Annotated in this window: 17 protein-coding genes and 1 pseudogene; 12 read left to right on the top strand and 6 right to left on the bottom strand. The window is 33.1% G+C overall.

Annotated elements, in window-relative coordinates; all coding sequences use genetic code 11:
• Positions 1 to 81: 81 nt before the first annotated feature.
• The 4 genes from EG814_RS04800 to EG814_RS21150 form a co-directional block, all read right to left on the bottom strand.
• Complete coding sequence (locus tag EG814_RS04800; protein WP_235830912.1) at positions 82 to 1,698, bottom strand: outer membrane beta-barrel family protein; 1,617 nt, start codon at positions 1,696 to 1,698, stop codon at positions 82 to 84.
• Positions 1,656 to 2,465, bottom strand: coding sequence for a carboxypeptidase-like regulatory domain-containing protein (locus EG814_RS21160; RefSeq protein WP_235830911.1), 810 nt, complete (start codon positions 2,463 to 2,465; stop codon positions 1,656 to 1,658). Before EG814_RS21160 ends, EG814_RS04800 begins: the two co-directional genes overlap by 43 nt.
• A 154-nt stretch (positions 2,466 to 2,619) precedes the next feature.
• Positions 2,620 to 3,168 carry a helix-turn-helix domain-containing protein gene (locus EG814_RS21155; protein ID WP_235830910.1) on the bottom strand — a complete coding sequence of 183 codons (549 nt, stop codon included), beginning with the start codon at positions 3,166 to 3,168 and terminating at the stop codon, positions 2,620 to 2,622.
• Between the two features lie 241 nt (positions 3,169 to 3,409).
• The gene (locus tag EG814_RS21150; RefSeq protein ID WP_235830909.1) at positions 3,410 to 3,763 is read right to left on the bottom strand and encodes a hypothetical protein; all 354 of its coding nucleotides are present in this window, start codon (positions 3,761 to 3,763) and stop codon (positions 3,410 to 3,412) included.
• A 170-nt stretch (positions 3,764 to 3,933) separates the two neighbouring features.
• On the opposite strand from EG814_RS21150, the gene murQ reads away from it, so the two are divergent.
• The 11 genes from murQ (at position 3,934) to EG814_RS04740 (ending at position 14,025) form a co-directional block, all read left to right on the top strand.
• Entirely contained in the window at positions 3,934 to 4,758 is an 825-nt protein-coding gene (gene murQ / locus EG814_RS04790) for an N-acetylmuramic acid 6-phosphate etherase (RefSeq protein ID WP_125719462.1), read from the top strand.
• Positions 4,759 to 4,849: 91 nt separating this feature from the next.
• A complete protein-coding gene (locus EG814_RS04785; RefSeq protein WP_125719459.1) occupies positions 4,850 to 5,071 on the top strand; it encodes a DUF6095 family protein in 222 nt (73 codons plus the stop codon).
• A 26-nt stretch (positions 5,072 to 5,097) separates the two neighbouring features.
• The gene (locus EG814_RS04780; protein WP_125719457.1) at positions 5,098 to 5,328 is read left to right on the top strand and encodes a hypothetical protein; all 231 of its coding nucleotides are present in this window, start codon (positions 5,098 to 5,100) and stop codon (positions 5,326 to 5,328) included.
• Entirely contained in the window at positions 5,313 to 5,627 is a 315-nt protein-coding gene (locus tag EG814_RS04775; protein WP_125719455.1) for a type II toxin-antitoxin system RelE/ParE family toxin, read from the top strand. Before EG814_RS04780 ends, EG814_RS04775 begins: the two co-directional genes overlap by 16 nt.
• Positions 5,615 to 6,187 (top strand): pentapeptide repeat-containing protein, encoded by a 573-nt coding sequence (locus EG814_RS04770; RefSeq protein WP_125719453.1) that lies wholly within the window; start codon positions 5,615 to 5,617, stop codon positions 6,185 to 6,187. Before EG814_RS04775 ends, EG814_RS04770 begins: the two co-directional genes overlap by 13 nt.
• A 108-nt stretch (positions 6,188 to 6,295) precedes the next feature.
• Entirely contained in the window at positions 6,296 to 6,871 is a 576-nt protein-coding gene (locus tag EG814_RS04765) for a DUF1572 family protein (protein WP_125719451.1), read from the top strand.
• 322 nt (positions 6,872 to 7,193) lie between these two features.
• Complete coding sequence (locus EG814_RS04760; protein WP_125719449.1) at positions 7,194 to 7,565, top strand: DNA topoisomerase IV; 372 nt, start codon at positions 7,194 to 7,196, stop codon at positions 7,563 to 7,565.
• Between the two features lie 241 nt (positions 7,566 to 7,806).
• The gene (locus EG814_RS04755; RefSeq protein WP_125719448.1) at positions 7,807 to 9,726 is read left to right on the top strand and encodes a DUF294 nucleotidyltransferase-like domain-containing protein; all 1,920 of its coding nucleotides are present in this window, start codon (positions 7,807 to 7,809) and stop codon (positions 9,724 to 9,726) included.
• Position 9,727: 1 nt separating this feature from the next.
• Complete coding sequence (locus EG814_RS04750) at positions 9,728 to 10,363, top strand: 3'-5' exonuclease (protein ID WP_125719446.1); 636 nt, start codon at positions 9,728 to 9,730, stop codon at positions 10,361 to 10,363.
• A 156-nt stretch (positions 10,364 to 10,519) separates the two neighbouring features.
• Entirely contained in the window at positions 10,520 to 12,001 is a 1,482-nt protein-coding gene (locus EG814_RS04745) for a PhoX family protein (RefSeq protein ID WP_125719445.1), read from the top strand.
• 239 nt (positions 12,002 to 12,240) lie between these two features.
• On the top strand, positions 12,241 to 14,025 hold the full coding sequence (locus EG814_RS04740; RefSeq protein WP_125719444.1) for a cytochrome-c peroxidase: 1,785 nt from the start codon (positions 12,241 to 12,243) through the stop codon (positions 14,023 to 14,025).
• Positions 14,026 to 14,086: 61 nt separating this feature from the next.
• Here the strand turns inward: EG814_RS04740 and EG814_RS04735 are convergent, their stop codons facing one another.
• Positions 14,087 to 14,584: a hypothetical protein gene (locus tag EG814_RS04735; protein ID WP_235830908.1), complete on the bottom strand. Its 498-nt coding sequence runs from the start codon at positions 14,582 to 14,584 to the stop codon at positions 14,087 to 14,089.
• A gap of 45 nt (positions 14,585 to 14,629) precedes the next feature.
• Between EG814_RS04735 and EG814_RS04730 the strand changes: the two are divergent.
• A pseudogene (locus EG814_RS04730) lies at positions 14,630 to 15,298 on the top strand (AAA family ATPase); the annotation flags it as partial.
• Positions 15,299 to 15,354: 56 nt separating this feature from the next.
• Here the strand turns inward: EG814_RS04730 and EG814_RS04725 are convergent.
• Positions 15,355 to 18,075 (bottom strand): DNA gyrase/topoisomerase IV subunit A, encoded by a 2,721-nt coding sequence (locus EG814_RS04725; protein WP_125719443.1) that lies wholly within the window; start codon positions 18,073 to 18,075, stop codon positions 15,355 to 15,357.
• Positions 18,076 to 18,100: the final 25 nt, after the last annotated feature.

Raw genomic sequence — 18,100 nt, 5'->3', positions numbered from 1 at the left:
AGTCCTTAGTATGAGATTAGAAAATAACTAAACTAAGAGTGAAAACCAAGCACAAAGAAACTAAAAACTAAGGACTAAGGACTAATTCCCCGTTCTCTTTCTCTCCTCCTGATTTCCAAAATTGCGTTCCTTTACATTTATCGTTTTATTTCCAAAATTGTAAATCAGAGACAAACGTACAAATCGATTGCTTTCGTTATTGCTATAAACCTGTTTTACGCCATTTACCACCGAAGTAAAATCTTTTAAATAAGAAACATTAAAAATATCATTGGCTAAAAATGCAATCTGAAGCGTTTTATTGAACAAATCCTGTTTGAAACCAATATCAAAACTTGAAGCATAACCTATTTCATACAAACCACTTTTAAAAGGTGTACTGTAATTAAAATCCATTTGAAGCTTCGTGTTTTTTCCTAAAACAAAAGTGTTGTTTGTCGTAAAATCAATTTGTAAACTATTAGATGGCGTTGCGCTGATATCCTTAATGAATTCTGTTTTTGCGCCTAAAAAATACAATGAATTTTCACTTTGCCACCAATCTGCAAAACTCTCAGAATAACTTTCGCCAACACCATAATTTAAGCTTTTAAAATAATTGTCACGCGTAATGATCTGCGTACTTGTTTCTGGATTTGAAGTAAACAAAACTCCATAACCATTGGTAACTGAATTAACATAAACACTAGTTCTCAGAATTTCTTTGTACGAATGCGCAAATTCAAAATTATCACTAAAAGAAGGTTTTAAAAACGGATTCCCTTCAGCATAACTATTACTACTAATGTAGATTCGGAATGGATTCAGTAAATCAAAACGTGGTCTGTTGATTCTTCTTCCATAATTCAGACTAAAAGTATTATTCTCATTTTTCTTATAAGAAGCAAAAAACATTGGAAACAATTTTAGATAATTATTGACAGTTTCCTGATTTAGCGTTTCAGAAAATCCGTTTGTTTCTGTGTTTTCTAACCTTAATCCCAATTGAAGATTCCATTTTTCACTTATTTTTTTATCTCCGTTAATGTAAACTGCCTGATTCTTTTCGGCGTATTTAAAACGGTTTGATTGCATTAGATCTAAAACGGGAGTTCCTGAAATTGCATCATAAAAAAGTACATCACTAATACTGTTTGTAAAACTCAATTTTACACCGTAAGATAAGTTTAAAGCTTTTAAAGGATGTTCCATATCGGCTTTAAAACTCCAGTTATCAATATCCTGGTTCGAAATATTTCTTCCTGATTGATTGACATCTACAAAAGTTCCATCTGCTAAATAATTATTCGCAGTAAATTCACGATCAAATTTTGAATTGTAGTTAAAGTAATCCACATCAAATGATAATTTTCGGTTTAACGTATCCAGTTTTGTAATCAAATGCGCATTATAGGTTTGATTGCCCGATGCTCTGTCTGCAAAACTGTTATTGACAATATAATTTTGCAATTGATTTTGTGCATTATACTTTTTAACTATAATATCTGATTGAAAATCAGGATTAGTTCTATCATTTAAAACTTGAAAACCAACTGTAGTTTTTTCTGAAAAATCATAATCCAAAGCCAATTTTCCTGATAGATTTTCGTTTTTTGCTTTTGTTCTCGCATTCAAATTCGAAAGTCCATCCTCAAAATAAACGTCCGAGATTTCATCTACATTTTTATATCCCGTTTTTCCATTAAAGCTTGCCGACAAACGAAATTTGTTTTGCTATAAAAGAAATTATCTCTTAAAGTAAAAATTCCGTATTTATTCTGATCGTAAGAAACAGTTGTAGAATTCTTCCAAGAATCACGAGTTCCTTTTTTCATAATAATATTAATCAATCCGCCAGTTCCTTCGGCTTCATATTTTGCTGGTGGATTGCTTATAACTTCGATATTCTTGATATCAGCAGCAGAAATTGATTTCAAAAAGTTATTCAATTCCTCACCTGTTAATTCAATAATCCTTCCGTCAATCATAACTCTTGAAGTTCCTTTTCCTAATATATTAATTGTATTATTTTGAACCACAACTCCAGGCGCGGTATTTATTGCACTTAAAGCATCTCCTCCAACATTGGCAACATTGTTTTCTAGATTATAGACCAAACGATCTGTTTTCTGTTCGATAGTTTTCTTTTTAGACTGAACAACAACTTCTACCAATTTCGTTGTGTTTTCTATTAAAGTAATAATTCCTAAATCAAGATCATTTTCTAAAACGATATTCTTTTCTACTTCTTTATAACCCACAAGACTCACTCCTATTTTATAAGTTCCTTTTTTAAGATTGATTTCAAAAGAGCCGTCCGCTTTGGTTGAAGTTCCGTCGATAATTTTGTCTTCAGAATTCAATATAGAAATATCTGCCCATTCTAAAGGTGTTTTTTCGTTGGCTATTTTTCCTTTTAATTTAATTGATTGTGCCAGACAAAATAAAGGCAATACTAAAAAGATAAGGAATTGTAATTTTTTCATGGTTTCTAATTTTAAACTTGTTTCGATTAATTTGAAGCAAAGTTGCCTTAGAAATTTTCCAGATTCGACCGACAAAAAAAGTCGAACCAATTTCTTTAGAAGAAATTGGTTCGACTTTATTACATAAAACGTTCGACTTTTTACAAAACCTTTATTATGAAGCGTTTCGGAAAGCCGTTGGCGTTAAATTTGTATATTTTTTGAAAGAGGTATTAAACGATGATTTGGAATTAAAACCAACTTCGTACAAGATTTCCAGAACAGTAAGTTGACTTTTTGATTCATCTTTAAGGATTCGCATTGCTTTTTGAATGCGATATTCATTTACGAAATCAAAAAAATGCTGATCCATTTCATGATTTATTAAAACTGACAAATCACGAGCTGGAATCTCAATTTGATTTGCCAATTCCTGAATGGTAAGCGACGGATCCAGATAGGGTTCTTTTTCTTCCATATATTGTTTTAATGCCGAAATTTGAGATACAACAGCCTCATTATGATTGCTTTTTGTTTCGATTGAATCTACATTTTCCTGAGGAAGAAATTCTTTTGTTAAATGTAATCTGGAATTGATGCCTCGAAATAACTCAGGATGATTCAAGGCTTTCATAACAAACCAGCAGATTACAGACAAAGCCATAATGATCACGATAACATTTGCCCAAAGCCAAGTATCTCTGTTAACAATGTATTTTAACATGTTTTTTGAAACAGTAAAAGAGTGCATGACCACAAAAACACAATTCATCTGAAAAAGCCATTTGTAGGTAGAAGCACTTGGGTTGGTGTAATTTTCGAGATAAATTTTTCTGTATTTTTCAAAATTAAAAACACTCCAATAATACAGAGCCAAAATTGAATTTCCATCATAGCTTGAAAAAAGTAAATCTCTGGCATTTGACTATAATTAGCTAAAAGCTCCGTTTTTTCATTTACTGATTTCAAATAAAAACCACGTACGAAAACAAATTCATGATAAAAAATGGAATTGCATAAAGTAAATGCTTCCACTTTAACTTAAAGTCACTGTAACAAACTGCCAAAACATACAGATAAATCATTGGCATTTCCAGCAAGCAAAATGAGCTTCTAAAGATTTCTAAATCTATATATTCCTTCGGAAATTCGTAATCAAGAAGTCCACTGATATCAATTGCTGTAAAAATAATAAAACAAGCAAATAATCTATTAGCCAATTTATTTTCCGTTTTTACCGTAAGTAAAAAAAGTGCCAGTAATAACGAAACAAAGACAGCAATACGAGCAACGCTATCTAAAAATGCTAATTTATCCATTCATTCTTTTATTGATCAACAAATATAAATGTTTTCACTTTTGTAACAAAGGTCGATCAAAAGGGTCTTTGTAGAGAAAAAACAGAAGAAAAAAATTGATTTTAAATCTCTGAGACTTTGCAAGATTGAGATAAAATATATTAATTTTGACGAGTCTAAATAACGATAAAATGACATTTACGAAAACTACTGAACAAGCCTCAAAATATGAACATTTAGAGAAGATGTCTGTTCATGAATTGTTATCTAATATTAATCAGGAAGATAAAACCGTGCCTTATGCAGTCGAGAAAGCTTTACCACAAATAGAAGCTCTAATACCTCAGATTGTTGCAAAACTAAAGCTAGGCGGAAGATTGTTTTATATAGGCGCTGGAACTTCTGGCCGACTTGGTGTTGTTGATGCTTCTGAGTGTCCGCCAACTTTTGGTGTTCCGTTTGATTTAGTAAATGGCATTATTGCAGGCGGTGATACAGCCATAAGACGTGCTGTAGAAAACGCTGAAGATAATCCAACACAAGCTTGGGTTGATCTGCAAAATCATAATATCGGAGAAAATGACGTTGTAATCGGAATTGCTGCTTCTGGCACAACTCCTTATGTTATAGGCGGTTTAGAAACCTGTAATCAGAACAATATTGTTACAGGATGTATTACTTGTAATGCTGGAAGTCCGTTAGCTTTGACGGCTCAATTTCCTATAGAAGTAGTTGTAGGACCAGAATTTGTAACGGGAAGTTCGAGAATGAAAGCTGGAACGGCACAGAAACTAGTTCTAAATATGATTTCGACCGCATCTATGATTCAGCTTGGAAAAGTAAGAGGCAATAAAATGGTCGACATGCAGTTAAGTAATGTGAAACTGGTTGACCGCGGCGTAAAAATGATTATGGACGAAATTCCGGTTTCTTATGAAGAAGGCGCAGCATTATTAAAAAAATACGGCAGCGTGAGAAATGCTGTTGATAATTATTTACAAGGTCCAAAGGTGTAAAGAAACTAAGGTACTAAGGTTTTCCAACTTTGCTATTTTTTTTAAGCTTGAAACCTGAAACAATAAAACTAAAACCTGAAATAAAAAAGACATGGCAACAAATAAAAAATTATTAGGAAAAGGAATTAAATATTTAAGCGGTGCTTTACCTTTAATGTTTTTAGGGCCAACTTTGATTTATAATGCATTTCAAAATCAGCATACCAACTGGCATTATCTGGTTTTAGGGATAGGGATTATGGCTTGCCTAAGTTCTATGCTATTAAGCTTTTTAGGATTGAAGATTATAATGAAAGGGATTTTTAATGACTAATTTGTATCTTTACTAAAATTTTTGTTATGGATATTAAAGCCGAAATAAACTGGATACATAAAGAAATTGACAAAGTCAAAGACCCTTCTTTTGTTGAGAAATTAAAACATCTTTTACAATCGATAAATAATACTGCTGTAGATACAGATTCTGCTTATAATATCGATATCAACAATGCGTTAGACGATATTTCAAAAGGAAATATTTACAATGAAGATGAAGCGAGAGAGATTGCAAAAAAATGGGGAAGAAAATAGTCTGGACTAAAACTGCACTTGAACAGCTGGAAGATATTCATTTTTATATATTCTTTGAAAGTAAATCACTCAGAATTGCAGATAAAGTAGTCAATACCATATTTGACAGTACTGAAATTCTAAAAACTAGTCCTGAAATTTACAAACTTGATAAACAAAAAACCGATAATAATGGAAATTTTCGAGTTTATTCTGTTTACCATTATGCTGTATCTTATCAAATAACAGATACAGCGATTTATATCTTGAGAGTGCGTCACAATGCTCAAAAACCTAAAAAATACTCATGGAAAGTTTAATTCACATTCAGAAAACATTTGACAAGGTTGTTTATATCGACAAAAAAATAAACAATCGAGAGTTTGAAGATTGTGTTTTTAAAAACTGTGACTTTTCTAATAGTAATTTTAATTCCAATACTTTTTTAGATTGCGAATTTATAGACTGCAATCTTTCTATGACAAGTCTTGCAGAAACGAGTTTAAAAAATGTTACTTTCAAAAACTGCAAGCTTTTAGGAATCGCTTTTAACGAATGTGATGATTTTCTCTTCCAAGTTCATTTTGACGAATGTGTTCTGGATTATGCTTTATTTTCGAATAAAAAAATGCCGAAAACGCAGTTTATCAATTCTTCTGTTCGCGAAGTAACGTTTATCGGAACTAACTTAACCAATTCTGTTTTTGACAATTGCAATCTAGACGGCGCTATTTTTAATGAAACACAATTAGCTGGAGTAGATTTTAGAACGGCGTACAATTATAAAATCGATCCTGAATTTAATCCGATGAAAAAAGCACGATTCTCTACCGAGGGAATTGTTGGATTATTAGACAAATACGACATTAAAATTGTTTAATTTTTTTTAGCCACGAATTCCACGAATTTCCACTAATTTTATTATTCATTTAAAGAGAACTCCAATTTTTAATTTGTGAAAATTTGTTCAATTCGTTGCTAAAATATTATGGAAGCTAACACAACTTATTTAGAAAGCGTCAAAAAACAGTTTTTATATTATAAAATGCTGGGCGAAAAAGCAATGGATCAGCTTGAACCAGAACAGCTTTTTGCTGCTCTAAATGACGATACTAACTCTATTGCAACGATCGTAAAACATATTTCTGGAAATATGCTTTCGCGATGGACCGATTTCTTAACTACCGACGGCGAGAAAGAATGGCGCAATCGCGACTCAGAATTTGAAAACGATCTCCAATCTAAAGAAGAAGTTCTACATCTCTGGAACGAAGGCTGGAATTGTCTCGAAAATGCTTTAGAAAACTTAATACCCGAACAGCTTTCTGATATTATTTATATTCGAAATGAAGGCCATACCGTTATTGAAGCCATAAATCGTCAACTGGCGCATTATCCGTATCATGTTGGGCAGATTGTTTTTTATGCCAAACAACTGAAAAATAGCGAATGGACAAGTTTATCGATTCCGAAAAATAAATCGGAAAATTACAACGCTGAAAAGTTTGCCAAAGAAAAAGAAATCAAGAACTTTACAGACGATGAATTAAAAAGATTAAAATGATAAAATACTATGCAAATTTTGGCGGAACATGCTGGTGGATCCTAATTAAATTTTGTAGAACAAATTTAACTGAAGAACAAAGTTTTAAAAACAGGAAAAGAAATTTAATATTTCTGACTTTTCTAACTTTAGTCATTTTCTTTTTATTCTTTAATTAAAAAGATCTTTTGAAAACGAATGCCCTAGCCCTGATTGTCCCGAAGCTTCGGGAGAAATCCTTTTTGTTTTTGCTGCCAAAAACAAAAAGATTGAAATGGAAAGCAGGACACGAGCGATAGCGACTGATGAAGTAATTAGCTCCTAAAAAAACAACTTATCTAAAATGAAAAAAAATATATTCTTATTCCCTCTTCTAGCATTAGTTTCATGTTATCAAACAGAACACAATTGTAAAGATTTTAAAACTGGGAAATTCAAGTTTGAAACTGAAGTCAACGGCGAGAAAAAAACAACATATTTTGAACGTAAAGGCGATATTGAAATCGAAACTTTTGAAGGAAAAACAGATACAGCAACTATTCGTTGGGTAAGCGACTGCGAGTATGTTTTACAAAAAAAACATCCTAAAAATATGGCCGAAGAAAAGGCAATCAGTATGAAGATTCTAAACACTTCTAAAGATTCTTATACTTTTGAATACGGACTTGTTGGTTCTGAAGAAAAACAGCGAGGCACGGTTTATAAAGTCGATTAAATAGTTTAAAGTTTTTTTTGCCACAAAGGCACAAAGTCGCGAAGAAATGAATACTTATTAAAGCTTCCTTTTTGGGGAGCTTTTTTTTATGTTCTGCTTGTAAAAATTTCGCGCAAAGACGCAAAGTCGCAAAGATTTTAAACTTAGAATCTTAGCACCTCAGCACCTAAAAAAATAAAAAACGTGTTTCTTTTACATTTCTATTTTAAATAGTATTTTAGAACTCTAATCTAACCGACCAATGAAAAATACCATTTCGCAAAGAGTTGCTGACTTTTTAAAGAATTATCCGCCTTTTAATTTTCTTCATCAGAGAGAACTAGAAAAGCTTTCTGAGCAGATTTCTATAATTTATAAAGAAAAAGACAGTGTAATTTTTGCAGAAAATGACAAAACTCACGATTCGTTTTATGTGGTGCATAAAGGTGCGGTTGCTTTGAAAAAAAGCACTAAAAATAGTGTTTTAGACATGTGTGACGAAGGTGATATCTTTGGTCTGCGTCCGCTTTTGGCACAAGAAAACTATATTATGGAAGCCGTAGCGCACGAAGAAAGTATTTTGTATGCTATCCCGATCGCGGTTTTTAAACCTTATGCGCTTGAAAATAGAAATATTGGAAATTTCCTGATAGAAAGTTATGCCTCAAACACCCGAAATCCGTATTCAGATATTCATAAAGATAAATTGTACGGTGACGGTATTTTAGATGAAAATCTTCATTCAAGTAATCATTCTTTTGATCTCGCACCTATTAAATATTCAAAAAAAATTGTAACCTGCAGTCCGTCAACAACCGCGAGAGATATTGCAAAAATAATGAGTAAGAAAAAAGTCGGTGCTATTTTGATTGTAGACGAGATGCTTCCTATTGGTATTCTGACCGATAAGGATCTTCGAAATAAAATTGTAACTGGAGATTTTCCAATTACAACAACGGCAGAAACCATAATGACAAAACCGGTTATTACGTATTCTAAAAAAATGACGGTTACCGAGGCGCAGATGGCGATGATGAAAAGCGATATTAGCCATTTGTGTTTAACGAAAGATGGAACTGTAAATACTAAAGCGGTTGGAATTTTATCTAAACATGACGTTATGGTTGCGCTTGGAAATAATCCTGCGGTTTTGATTAAGGCTTTGAAAAGAGCTAAAAAAATAAAGGAAATAAAGCCAATTCGCAATCGAATTATGCAGCTGCTGCAAGGTTATCTGGATCAAAATATCCCGATGACTTTGATTACTAAAATCATTACCGAACTTAACGAAGCCTGCACAACTAGAGTAATTGAAATCTGTATCGATAAAATGAGCAGTCCGCCTCCGGTAAAATTTGCCTGGCTGGCAATGGGAAGCCAAGGACGTGGTGAACAAATGCTGCATACCGATCAGGATAATGCTATTGTATACGAAAATGTAAACGAGGTTTTTAGAGACGAAACTAGAGTTTATTTTTCAAAATTTGCAGGTCTTGTCAATAAAGGGCTTTTTGAAATTGGTTACGATTATTGCCCTGCCGACATGATGGCATCGAGCCCGAAATGGTGTATGAGTTTAGACGAATGGAAAAGTCAGGTACATCATTGGATTACCAATCCTGGGAAAAATGAGGTTTTGTTATCGTTTATTTTCTTTGATTATAGCGTGACTTATGGCGATACCGAAACGGCAAGTCAACTATCTGATTATATTTTTGAAACCATTAAGGCAAATCCAATTTTTTATATGCATTTGGTGAGCGGTGCTTTGCAAAGCCCATCTCCTACTGGTTTCTTTAGACAGTTTTTAGTTGAGCAAGATGGTGCCAACAAAGATAATTTTGACATTAAAAGACGTGCTTTAATGCCTTTGACAGATGCTGCGCGTGTGCTAATTTTATCGCATTCGGTAAAAGGAATTAGCAACACGGCTGAACGTTTTGAAAAACTGGCCGAATTGGAACCTAATAATAGAGAATTGTATTTATCTTGTTCGTATTCGTTTAAAGCTTTACTAAAATTCAGAACAAAACAAGGTCTTCTGCATCACGATTCTGGTCAGTTTATAGAATTGGAATCGTTGACAAAAATGGAAAAAATCAAACTGAAACGCACTTTTAAAACCATTAAAGAACTTCAGGAACTTATTTCGGTACGTTTTAATATTTCAAACTTGGTATAATATGAGCTTATTGAATTTTTGGAAAAAAGAGGAAATCAATCTATTTGATGAAAATATCACGATTGAAGAAACTCGTTTTGTTGTTTTAGATACCGAAACTACAGGTTTTGATTACGATAATGACCGTATTTTGTGTATCGGTGCTCTAGTTCTTCAAAACGGAATCATTTCTGTTCAAGAAAGTTTTGAAGTTTATATAGAACAAGATCATTATGATAAAAGTACGGCTCAAATTCATGGAATTTTGAAAGCTTTTGTTATTCAACGTCCTACAGAATCAGAAGCTTTAAAACAATTTTTAGATTTTTTGGGCGATGCTATAATTATTGCGCATCATACTATTTTTGATGTAACAATGATTAACAAAGCTCTAGAACGTAATGGACTTCCTCAGTTAACAAATAAAACTTTAGATACCGCTTATTTGTACAAAAAGACATTAATTCAATCGCATTTGTTTGAAAGAAAAGATCATTATACGCTAGACGATCTTGCTGATAAATTTGATATTTCTAAAAAAGATCGTCATACTGCTTTGGGCGATGCTTACATTACAGCAATTGCATTTCTTAAAATTGTGAAAAAGTTAAAGGAGAAAAAAGCTACCAATTTAAATCAGCTTTTTAAACCGCTTTAAGATTTTTTTATGAATATTAAATTTACATTTACGCTTCATTATTTACCTTTTAGTAATACATGACTTATAAAAATTAGCAAAAAGAAAAAATAGGCATAACATGTATTTTGTTTTGGATAGATAGTTTTGATCTAATCAAAAAAAACAAAAACAATTATGAAAGCTAACTTTTTAAAATCTATTGCCTTGCTTGGAATTGCAGGATTTACAGCAATAAGCTGCAATGATGACGACAAGAAAGACGGATCAAATGGTGTTAACACAAACATCGATTTTACTTCACATTCAAAAGTTCCTCCTTTTGTCTATGCAATGACTGGATTTGAAAATCTAAAAATTAGTACCCTTATCGCTAGTTCAGATGTACTTCCAGAATCTCCTTCATTTATTTATGGTGCACAGCCAGATGGTGCGGGATTAATGAAAGATCCAAACGGAGACGGTTATATCATGATTACAAACCATGAGATTCTTCAATCGGTTTCAAGAGTTTATTTAGACAAAACTTTTAAACCTGTAAAAGGAGATTATATCGTTGACGGTGTTGGAGGTTTAACTCGTTTGTGTTCTGCGACTTTGGCTACTCCAGAAATTCACGGATTTGGACCAATCTTTCTAACAGCGGGAGAAAGCGGTCAGGAAAGTATGGTTCACGGAATCAACCCTTTGGGATTAACTTCAGACAAAGCAAGAAAAGATAGAGTTTTACCAGCTCTTGGAAAAGCTAGTATGGAAAATGCTGTTCCGCTTCCAAAAGAGGCTTATCCTGGAAAAACTGTAATTTTAATTGGAGAAGATCAGTCTTATGCAACTTCTCACGCAAGTGCAGGTCAGGTGATTATGTACGTAAGTACAGTTGGTGATTTATCAAACGGAAAATTATACGCTTTAAAGAGAACAGACGGAAATCAAGTTGAAATGTCTATGACTTTAAATAACTCATACCCAGTTGAATTTGTTGAAATTCCAAATGCTAAAAACCTAACTGGAGCGGTAATCAATACAACGGTTAATGATCTAAAAGCAATTCGTTTTTCGAGAGTTGAAGACGTAGATTATAGAAAAGGAAGCGCAAGTAACAACAGAGAAATCTATTTTACCGCAACTGGACAGGCAACAAACAATGCTCCTGTAGATGGCTATACAATGTGGGGAAGAGTTTACAAACTGAAACTGGATGCTGCAAATCCATTAAAAGGAACTATAGAATTGGCTGTTGAAGGCGACAGTACTCCAGGAACGGGAATTATCAATCCTGATAACTTATGTGTAACTGAAAACTTTGTTTACATTCAGGAAGATGGTGATAGCTATTATGCTGATGCAAAACATGATTCATACATCTGGCAATACAACATTGCTACAAAACAAAATAAAGCGTGGTTAAATATGAACCACAAAAGAACAGATACAGCTTGGAATGCGCTTTACAACCCGTCTGGAGAAATGAGATTTGGAAGTTGGGAATATGGTGCTATGGAAGATATATCTGACCTTATTGGTGTTCCTGATACTTTTACCGTAAATATTCACCCTCATACTTGGAAAAGTAGTGATTTCGAAGATGCTGATGGTTCAGGAACTAGCAGTAACATTGAAGGAGGTCAGACTGTAATTATTAGAAACGTACAACGATAATAATTACAAATATTTTAATGGTAAAAAAAAATTGAACCATTAAGAGAATTAAGTTAATCAAGCCAAACTTTGTCAAGAAAATTAAGCATACATCGTTTTAACTTAATGAGTCTTGGTTTAGTTCAAAGCCTTATTCTTAATATCTTAAAAACATTTGCCATTAAGAGATTATGTTTAACATAAAATATAATTGACAACCCTTATTTTACCAATAAGGGTTGTTGTTATAAAATATTATTATGAAATTAAAGCACTTTTCTTTTCTGTTTTTAGCACTATGCTTCTTCTTTTCGTGTCAGAAAAATGAATCCTCGAAAAATACTATCAAACAGAATCTTCTTATTGATTTAAATAAATTAAATAATGAAATTGTACAATTTCAGAAGCTTGTAAATGATAATGCTGCTCCAAAAGAAATTGTCGAACAATTTAAAAAATCCCGTTTATTTTATAAAAAAATAGAATGGGCAATTGAATATTTTATTCCAGAAACAGCCCGTTTTATGAATGGGCCGGCTTTGGACGAAATGGAATTGGAAGAAAACAGATCTTTTGAACCGCATGGTTTTCAAGTTATTGAAGAAATGATTTACCCTGAATATAAAATTGAAGATAAAGAAAATGTGATTCGCGAACTCCATATCTTTCAATCTAATATCAAGCAATTAAAAAGTAATTTTGAAGCTATTACAATAAGTGATGATTATGTTCTCGATGCTCTTGAACAAAATGTTTTTAGAGTGATTGCATTAGGAATTACAGGTTTTGACAGTCCAATTTTACAGTCTTCTATTCCTGAAGCGGGAGAAAGTTTAATTTCAATTTCTGAAACACTTCAAATAATCAATTCCAAAAATAAATCTTTAATTGATTTAAAGAATGTGGCAGTAAAAGCAAATCAATATTGCCAAGAAAATAATAATTTCAATGCTTTTGACAGAGCTTTTTTTATCACGGAATATTTGAATCCGATTTCTAAAAAAATAAAAGCTTTTCAGACAGAAGAAAATATTAAAAACGTAAACAAAACCAGTCCGTTAAAACAAGATATCGAAACTCTATTCGACAAAAATGCATTTGATGTGAATGCTTTTGTGCTGTCTAAAGATTATAATTTTACAGCAGATAAAGCAAAATTGGGTGAAAAACTTTTTTATGACACCAGCTTGTCTAAAGACAATAACAGAAGCTGTGCAACCTGCCATAATCCAGAAAAAGCTTTTACTGACGGATTAAAAACCAATGTTTCTTTGACGGGTTCAAACTTGGCAAGAAATACTCCTACCCTTACCTACGCTTCTTTGCAGAATGCTCAATTTTGGGATATGCGCCAATTGGATTTAGAGAAACAAAGCGTCGATGTAATTCAGAATAAAGATGAAATGCATGGTTCTATGGACGATATTCACGCTAAAATTCTTTTGAATGCAGCATATATCAATCTTTTCAAAAAGGCTTATCCAAAAACTCAAAAACCAGAAACTTGGCAAATTCAAAATGCAATCGCAAGTTATGTCAGATCTCTAAATGCTTTCGATTCCCGATTTGATGAGTACATGAGAGGAGGCAAAAACAGCTTAACAAAAGAGGAAATAAACGGAATGAATCTTTTTATGGGAAAAGCAAAATGTGCCACCTGCCATTTTACGCCATTGTTTAACGGAACTGTTCCGCCGAGTTATTCTAAAAGCGAGCATGAAGTTATTGGCACACCACAAGATGCTTCAGGTAAAAAACTAAGTGCAGATCAAGGACGCTATTTATACAATAAAATGCCACAACTGGTTGGCGCTTTTAAAACGCCTACTATTAGAAATGCGGCTGTAACGGCTCCATATATGCACAATGGTGTTTTCAAAACTCTCGAAGAAGTAGTTGATTTCTACAACAAAGGAGGAGGAAAAGGTTTAGGACTGGAAGTCGAAAACCAAACACTCCCTTTTGATAAACTAAAGCTAACCAAAAACGAAGAAAAAGACCTTGTTGCTTTTATGAAAACCCTCACAGATAAAAAATACCAGTAAAACCAAAATAAATCCAGAAGAATAAAAATGCCGAAAACTGTTAGTTTTCGGCATTTTTTACTTATTCTACAAACATTCGGTACGGAAAAATATTCGAAGATCTGTTTTGTAAATTTTTCATAAAGCTATCGCAGAGATAATTCCATTCTTCATTTGATAAATATTTTTTTTCATGTTCGTTGGTAGTGATAAAGATATCTACTGTGCGACTAAAACCAGCTTTTACTGAGATTTCTTTTCTAGTTCCTTTCTCTATTCTGATATCGTTTATAGAATTCTTAAAATGATTGTATCCAAACGCTTTAATGTCGGCAAGAGTTACAATTCGACCGCGTGTTAGAAGTGCATTTCTATAGGCCAGAATTCGGTCTTTATTATTCTGCTTGTTTAAACCACCAACAGTGTTTGTCATTAAGATTGCATTTTTACTTGCGAAATATAAATCCTTACATTCTAATACGGTTCCTGCTTTAATATCGTTTCCTTCTTCTGCACAAGTTGACCAGAAATTTATTCTAAAATTTTTGCCTACTGTTCCATCATTTTTTGGTTTTATCATTAAATAAGGATCGTTGTTTTTTGAAAAACTACTTTCTTTTGCTTGTTGTTCTACGGAGCACCTCCAGGATATGTAGGGTATGAAGAAGGTGGATTACTGGTAAACAAAATCAGACAAAACCCGTACTCAATTGTTTTGTTTGATGAAATTGAAAAAGCACATACTTCTGTATACGATGTTTTCTTGCAAATTATGGATGAAGGAAAACTTCATGATCGATTAGGTAAAGAAGGTGATTTCTCGAATGCTATAATTCTATTCACCTCAAATATTGGTGCAGATCATATTATTGAAACCTTTAATAAAGGCCAAATTCCGACTTCAAATTCTTTAATGGAAATTATGGGAAATTATTTTAGACCCGAATTTTTAGGCCGATTAACCGAAATTGTACCTTTTGCGCCCATTAGCAAAGAAAATGCTTTGAAAATCTTCGAAATTCACCTGAAAAAAGAGTTTATGGATTTATTGAAAAATATCAATATTAAGGTTGAAATTCCGATGGAAGCCAAACTCTATCTCGCCGAAAATGGCTATAACGCAAAATACGGGGCAAGACCAATCAAAAGTATTATTAGAAGCCATTTGAGACGACCTTTGGCTAAGAAAATAATTTCTGGCGAGGTAAAAGACGGAGACGTTATAAAAGTGGTTATTGAAAATAATGAAGTAAAATGGATAAAAAACATTGTGGAAGTTAATATTTTATGTTAGTTATTGATTTTATTAACTCCATAAAAAAACGCTGAGAAACTCTCAGCGTTTTTATTTTATTCTAAAACCAAACCAATTTGGCCGTCATCATCTAATTCTGTTTCCACCGAATCATCTTCTGATAATTCTGGTTTTTCAGGAACTTCTTCTACGGGTTCTTCGTAAGGAAGTGGTTCAAGCAGATTAACTTGTTTTAATTTATCTGTAGTTAATTGATTTCCTAAAGCTTTAAAACCTTTTACAGCTATAAAATCTTCTACATCAATATGAAGATCCTCTTTTTGAACTCCTTTTACTTTTGCAAAAACCAATTGTGCCACCGGACGATAGTCTGTCGAAACGATTTCTAATTGCGAATTTGGATGATCGGTAATAAAGCTTTCTTCTTTTCCTTCATTTTCAACAAGAAAACGTTTTAAGAAATAACGCTGTTTTTCTCCGTCGTAATAAATTGCAGAAATTGGTTTTTTAGGTTTCCATTTTTCCAGTACAATCATATCCTCCTCAAAATGAGTAGACAATTCCGGAATAATTACCTTTAATTTACCTGACTGACTAATAATTAATATTTTATCAGTTGGTTTAAACTCACCCAGAAGTTCTCCTCTTGCATCAACATTTAAACGTTTTACAGTATCATCAAACCAGACTTTTCTTGGCAGTAAGGTTGAAATTCCTTTTTCTTTTAATTCGATTTTCTTGATTGGATATTTGGTTACTAAATTTCCTTTAGAACCTCGCCCTTTAATGGCTAAAGCTGCAAAATCAATATCGAATTTCAGTTTTTTAATCGTTCCAATTTGTCTTAATAAAATCGTTACAACCTCAGCTTCACCATTTGGATTATGTGAAAAATAGACAACTTGTGACCCCTTTGTTCCATTTGTTAAGTCGTATGCTTTATCTCTAGTAACTCCAGAAACATTGAAACGCTTGATATAAGACGGACCTGATTTTCCGTCACGATAAATCATATTATAAATAGTGCGCTTATCGTTTTTATCAAATACCGCTACATGAATAATATCTTTACCCACAAAAGTTTTGGCATCAACTTTTGTAATCATCATTGTACCATCTCGTAAAAAGACAATTACATCGTCAATATCAGAGCAATCGCCAACGTATTCGTCTTTCTTTAAACTTGTTCCTACAAATCCTTCTTCGCGATTTACGTATAGTTTGGTGTTTCTTAAAACTACTTTTGTAGCCTCAACGTTATCAAAAATGCGAAGTTCAGTCTGGCGCTCACGTCCTTTTCCGTATTTCTCTTTTAATTTGGTAAAATAAGCAATGGCAAAATCTGTTAAATGTTCCAGATTATGTTCTACTTCTTTCATTTCGTCTTCCAATCTCGAAATCAGTTCATCGGCTTTATCAGAATCGAAACGTGTGATACGAATCATCGGAATCTGAGTCAGTCTTTGTAAATCGTCGTCGTTGATTTCTCTAACAAATGATTTTTTGAAAGGCTCAAAACTGTCGTACAAATATTTGTAAAGCGATTCTCTATCTCCGTATAATTTGAAGTTGATATACATTTCTTCACGAATGAAGATTTTCTCCAAAGTAGAAAAATGCCATTTATTTTTTAATTCTTCTAACTGAATTTCAAGCTCTTGTTTAAGAAGCTCAACCGTTCTTTCAGTCGAAATTCTCAACATTTGCGAAACGCCTATAAACAATGGTTTATTATCTTCGATAACACAACCTAGAGGCGCAACAGAAGTTTCACAAGCTGTAAATGCAAATAAAGCGTCAATAGTTTTATCTGGAGAAACACCCGGGAAAAGATGAATTAAAATCTCAACATCTGCCGCTGTATTGTCTTCAATTTTCTTGATTTTGATTTTGCCTTTTTCATTGGCTTTCAAAATACTGTCAATTAAACTCGATGTATTGGTAGAAAACGGTATCTGAGTAATTACCAATGTATTTTTATCTAACTGCGAAATCTTAGCACGCACACGCACACGTCCGCCGCGCATTCCGTCATTATAATTCGAAACGTCGGCAATACCTTGCGTCATAAAATCAGGGTAAAGCGTAAACGGTTTTCCTTTTAAGATTTTAATCGAAGCATCAATCAATTCGTTAAAGTTATGAGGCAGAACTTTAGTTGATAAACCAACGGCTATACCTTCTGCTCCTTGTGCTAAAAGCAATGGAAATTTTACCGGCAGATTAATTGGTTCAGCCTTTCTACCGTCATAAGATAATCCCCATTCAGTGATTTTTGGAGAATATAAAACTTCTAAAGCAAACTTAGATAAACGTGCCTCGATATAACGGGGCGCTGCAGCACCGTCGCCTGTTAAAATATTTCCCCAGTTACCCTGACAGTCAATCAATAAATCTTTCTGACCAATCTGTACCATCGCATCGCCAATACTCGCATCTCCGTGTGGGTGATACTGCATGGTGTGTCCTACTACATTGGCAACTTTATTATAACGACCATCATCCAACTCCTTAAGCGAGTGCATAATACGACGTTGAACAGGTTTAAATCCGTCTTCAATTGCAGGTACAGCACGTTCCAGAATTACGTACGAAGCATAATCCAAAAACCAGTCTTTGTACATTCCGGTTACTTTGGTAATCACGTCTTCGCCTTCTTCTTCCTGATTTTCGTAAAAATGCTGCCCTTCAAAATGTTTGGCATCTACATCAATAACCTCATCATCATCTCCATTTTGATTGTCATCAGTCTGGTTTTCATCCTGATTATTTTCGTCGTCGTTTGGAATTATGTTATCGTCTTCTTCGTCTTTCATTATTTATATTCGAAATTATAAATTT

The organism is Flavobacterium ustbae, from assembly GCF_003946915.1.
Taxonomy (GTDB): Bacteria; Bacteroidota; Bacteroidia; order Flavobacteriales; family Flavobacteriaceae; genus Flavobacterium; species Flavobacterium ustbae.
The sequence above is the reverse complement of the archived record's forward strand: the minus strand, read 5'-3'. Positions and strand labels throughout refer to the sequence as shown.

Excerpts from the sequence above, each read along its gene's own strand:
- EG814_RS21160 (WP_235830911.1), bottom strand. The coding sequence starts at position 2,465 with ATGAAAAAATTACAATTCCTTATCTTTTTAGTATTGCCTTTATTTTGT.
- EG814_RS04780 (WP_125719457.1), top strand. The coding sequence starts at position 5,098 with ATGGATATTAAAGCCGAAATAAACTGGATACATAAAGAAATTGACAAA.
- EG814_RS04725 (WP_125719443.1), bottom strand. The coding sequence starts at position 18,075 with ATGAAAGACGAAGAAGACGATAACATAATTCCAAACGACGACGAAAAT.
- EG814_RS21155 (WP_235830910.1), bottom strand. The coding sequence starts at position 3,168 with ATGTTAAAATACATTGTTAACAGAGATACTTGGCTTTGGGCAAATGTT.
- murQ (WP_125719462.1), top strand. The coding sequence starts at position 3,934 with ATGACATTTACGAAAACTACTGAACAAGCCTCAAAATATGAACATTTA.
- EG814_RS04770 (WP_125719453.1), top strand. The coding sequence starts at position 5,615 with ATGGAAAGTTTAATTCACATTCAGAAAACATTTGACAAGGTTGTTTAT.
- EG814_RS04750 (WP_125719446.1), top strand. The coding sequence starts at position 9,728 with ATGAGCTTATTGAATTTTTGGAAAAAAGAGGAAATCAATCTATTTGAT.
- EG814_RS04755 (WP_125719448.1), top strand. The coding sequence starts at position 7,807 with ATGAAAAATACCATTTCGCAAAGAGTTGCTGACTTTTTAAAGAATTAT.
- EG814_RS04760 (WP_125719449.1), top strand. The coding sequence starts at position 7,194 with ATGAAAAAAAATATATTCTTATTCCCTCTTCTAGCATTAGTTTCATGT.
- EG814_RS04785 (WP_125719459.1), top strand. The coding sequence starts at position 4,850 with ATGGCAACAAATAAAAAATTATTAGGAAAAGGAATTAAATATTTAAGC.
- EG814_RS04735 (WP_235830908.1), bottom strand. The coding sequence starts at position 14,584 with ATGATAAAACCAAAAAATGATGGAACAGTAGGCAAAAATTTTAGAATA.
- EG814_RS04740 (WP_125719444.1), top strand. The coding sequence starts at position 12,241 with ATGAAATTAAAGCACTTTTCTTTTCTGTTTTTAGCACTATGCTTCTTC.
- EG814_RS04775 (WP_125719455.1), top strand. The coding sequence starts at position 5,313 with ATGGGGAAGAAAATAGTCTGGACTAAAACTGCACTTGAACAGCTGGAA.
- EG814_RS04745 (WP_125719445.1), top strand. The coding sequence starts at position 10,520 with ATGAAAGCTAACTTTTTAAAATCTATTGCCTTGCTTGGAATTGCAGGA.
- EG814_RS21150 (WP_235830909.1), bottom strand. The coding sequence starts at position 3,763 with ATGGATAAATTAGCATTTTTAGATAGCGTTGCTCGTATTGCTGTCTTT.
- EG814_RS04765 (WP_125719451.1), top strand. The coding sequence starts at position 6,296 with ATGGAAGCTAACACAACTTATTTAGAAAGCGTCAAAAAACAGTTTTTA.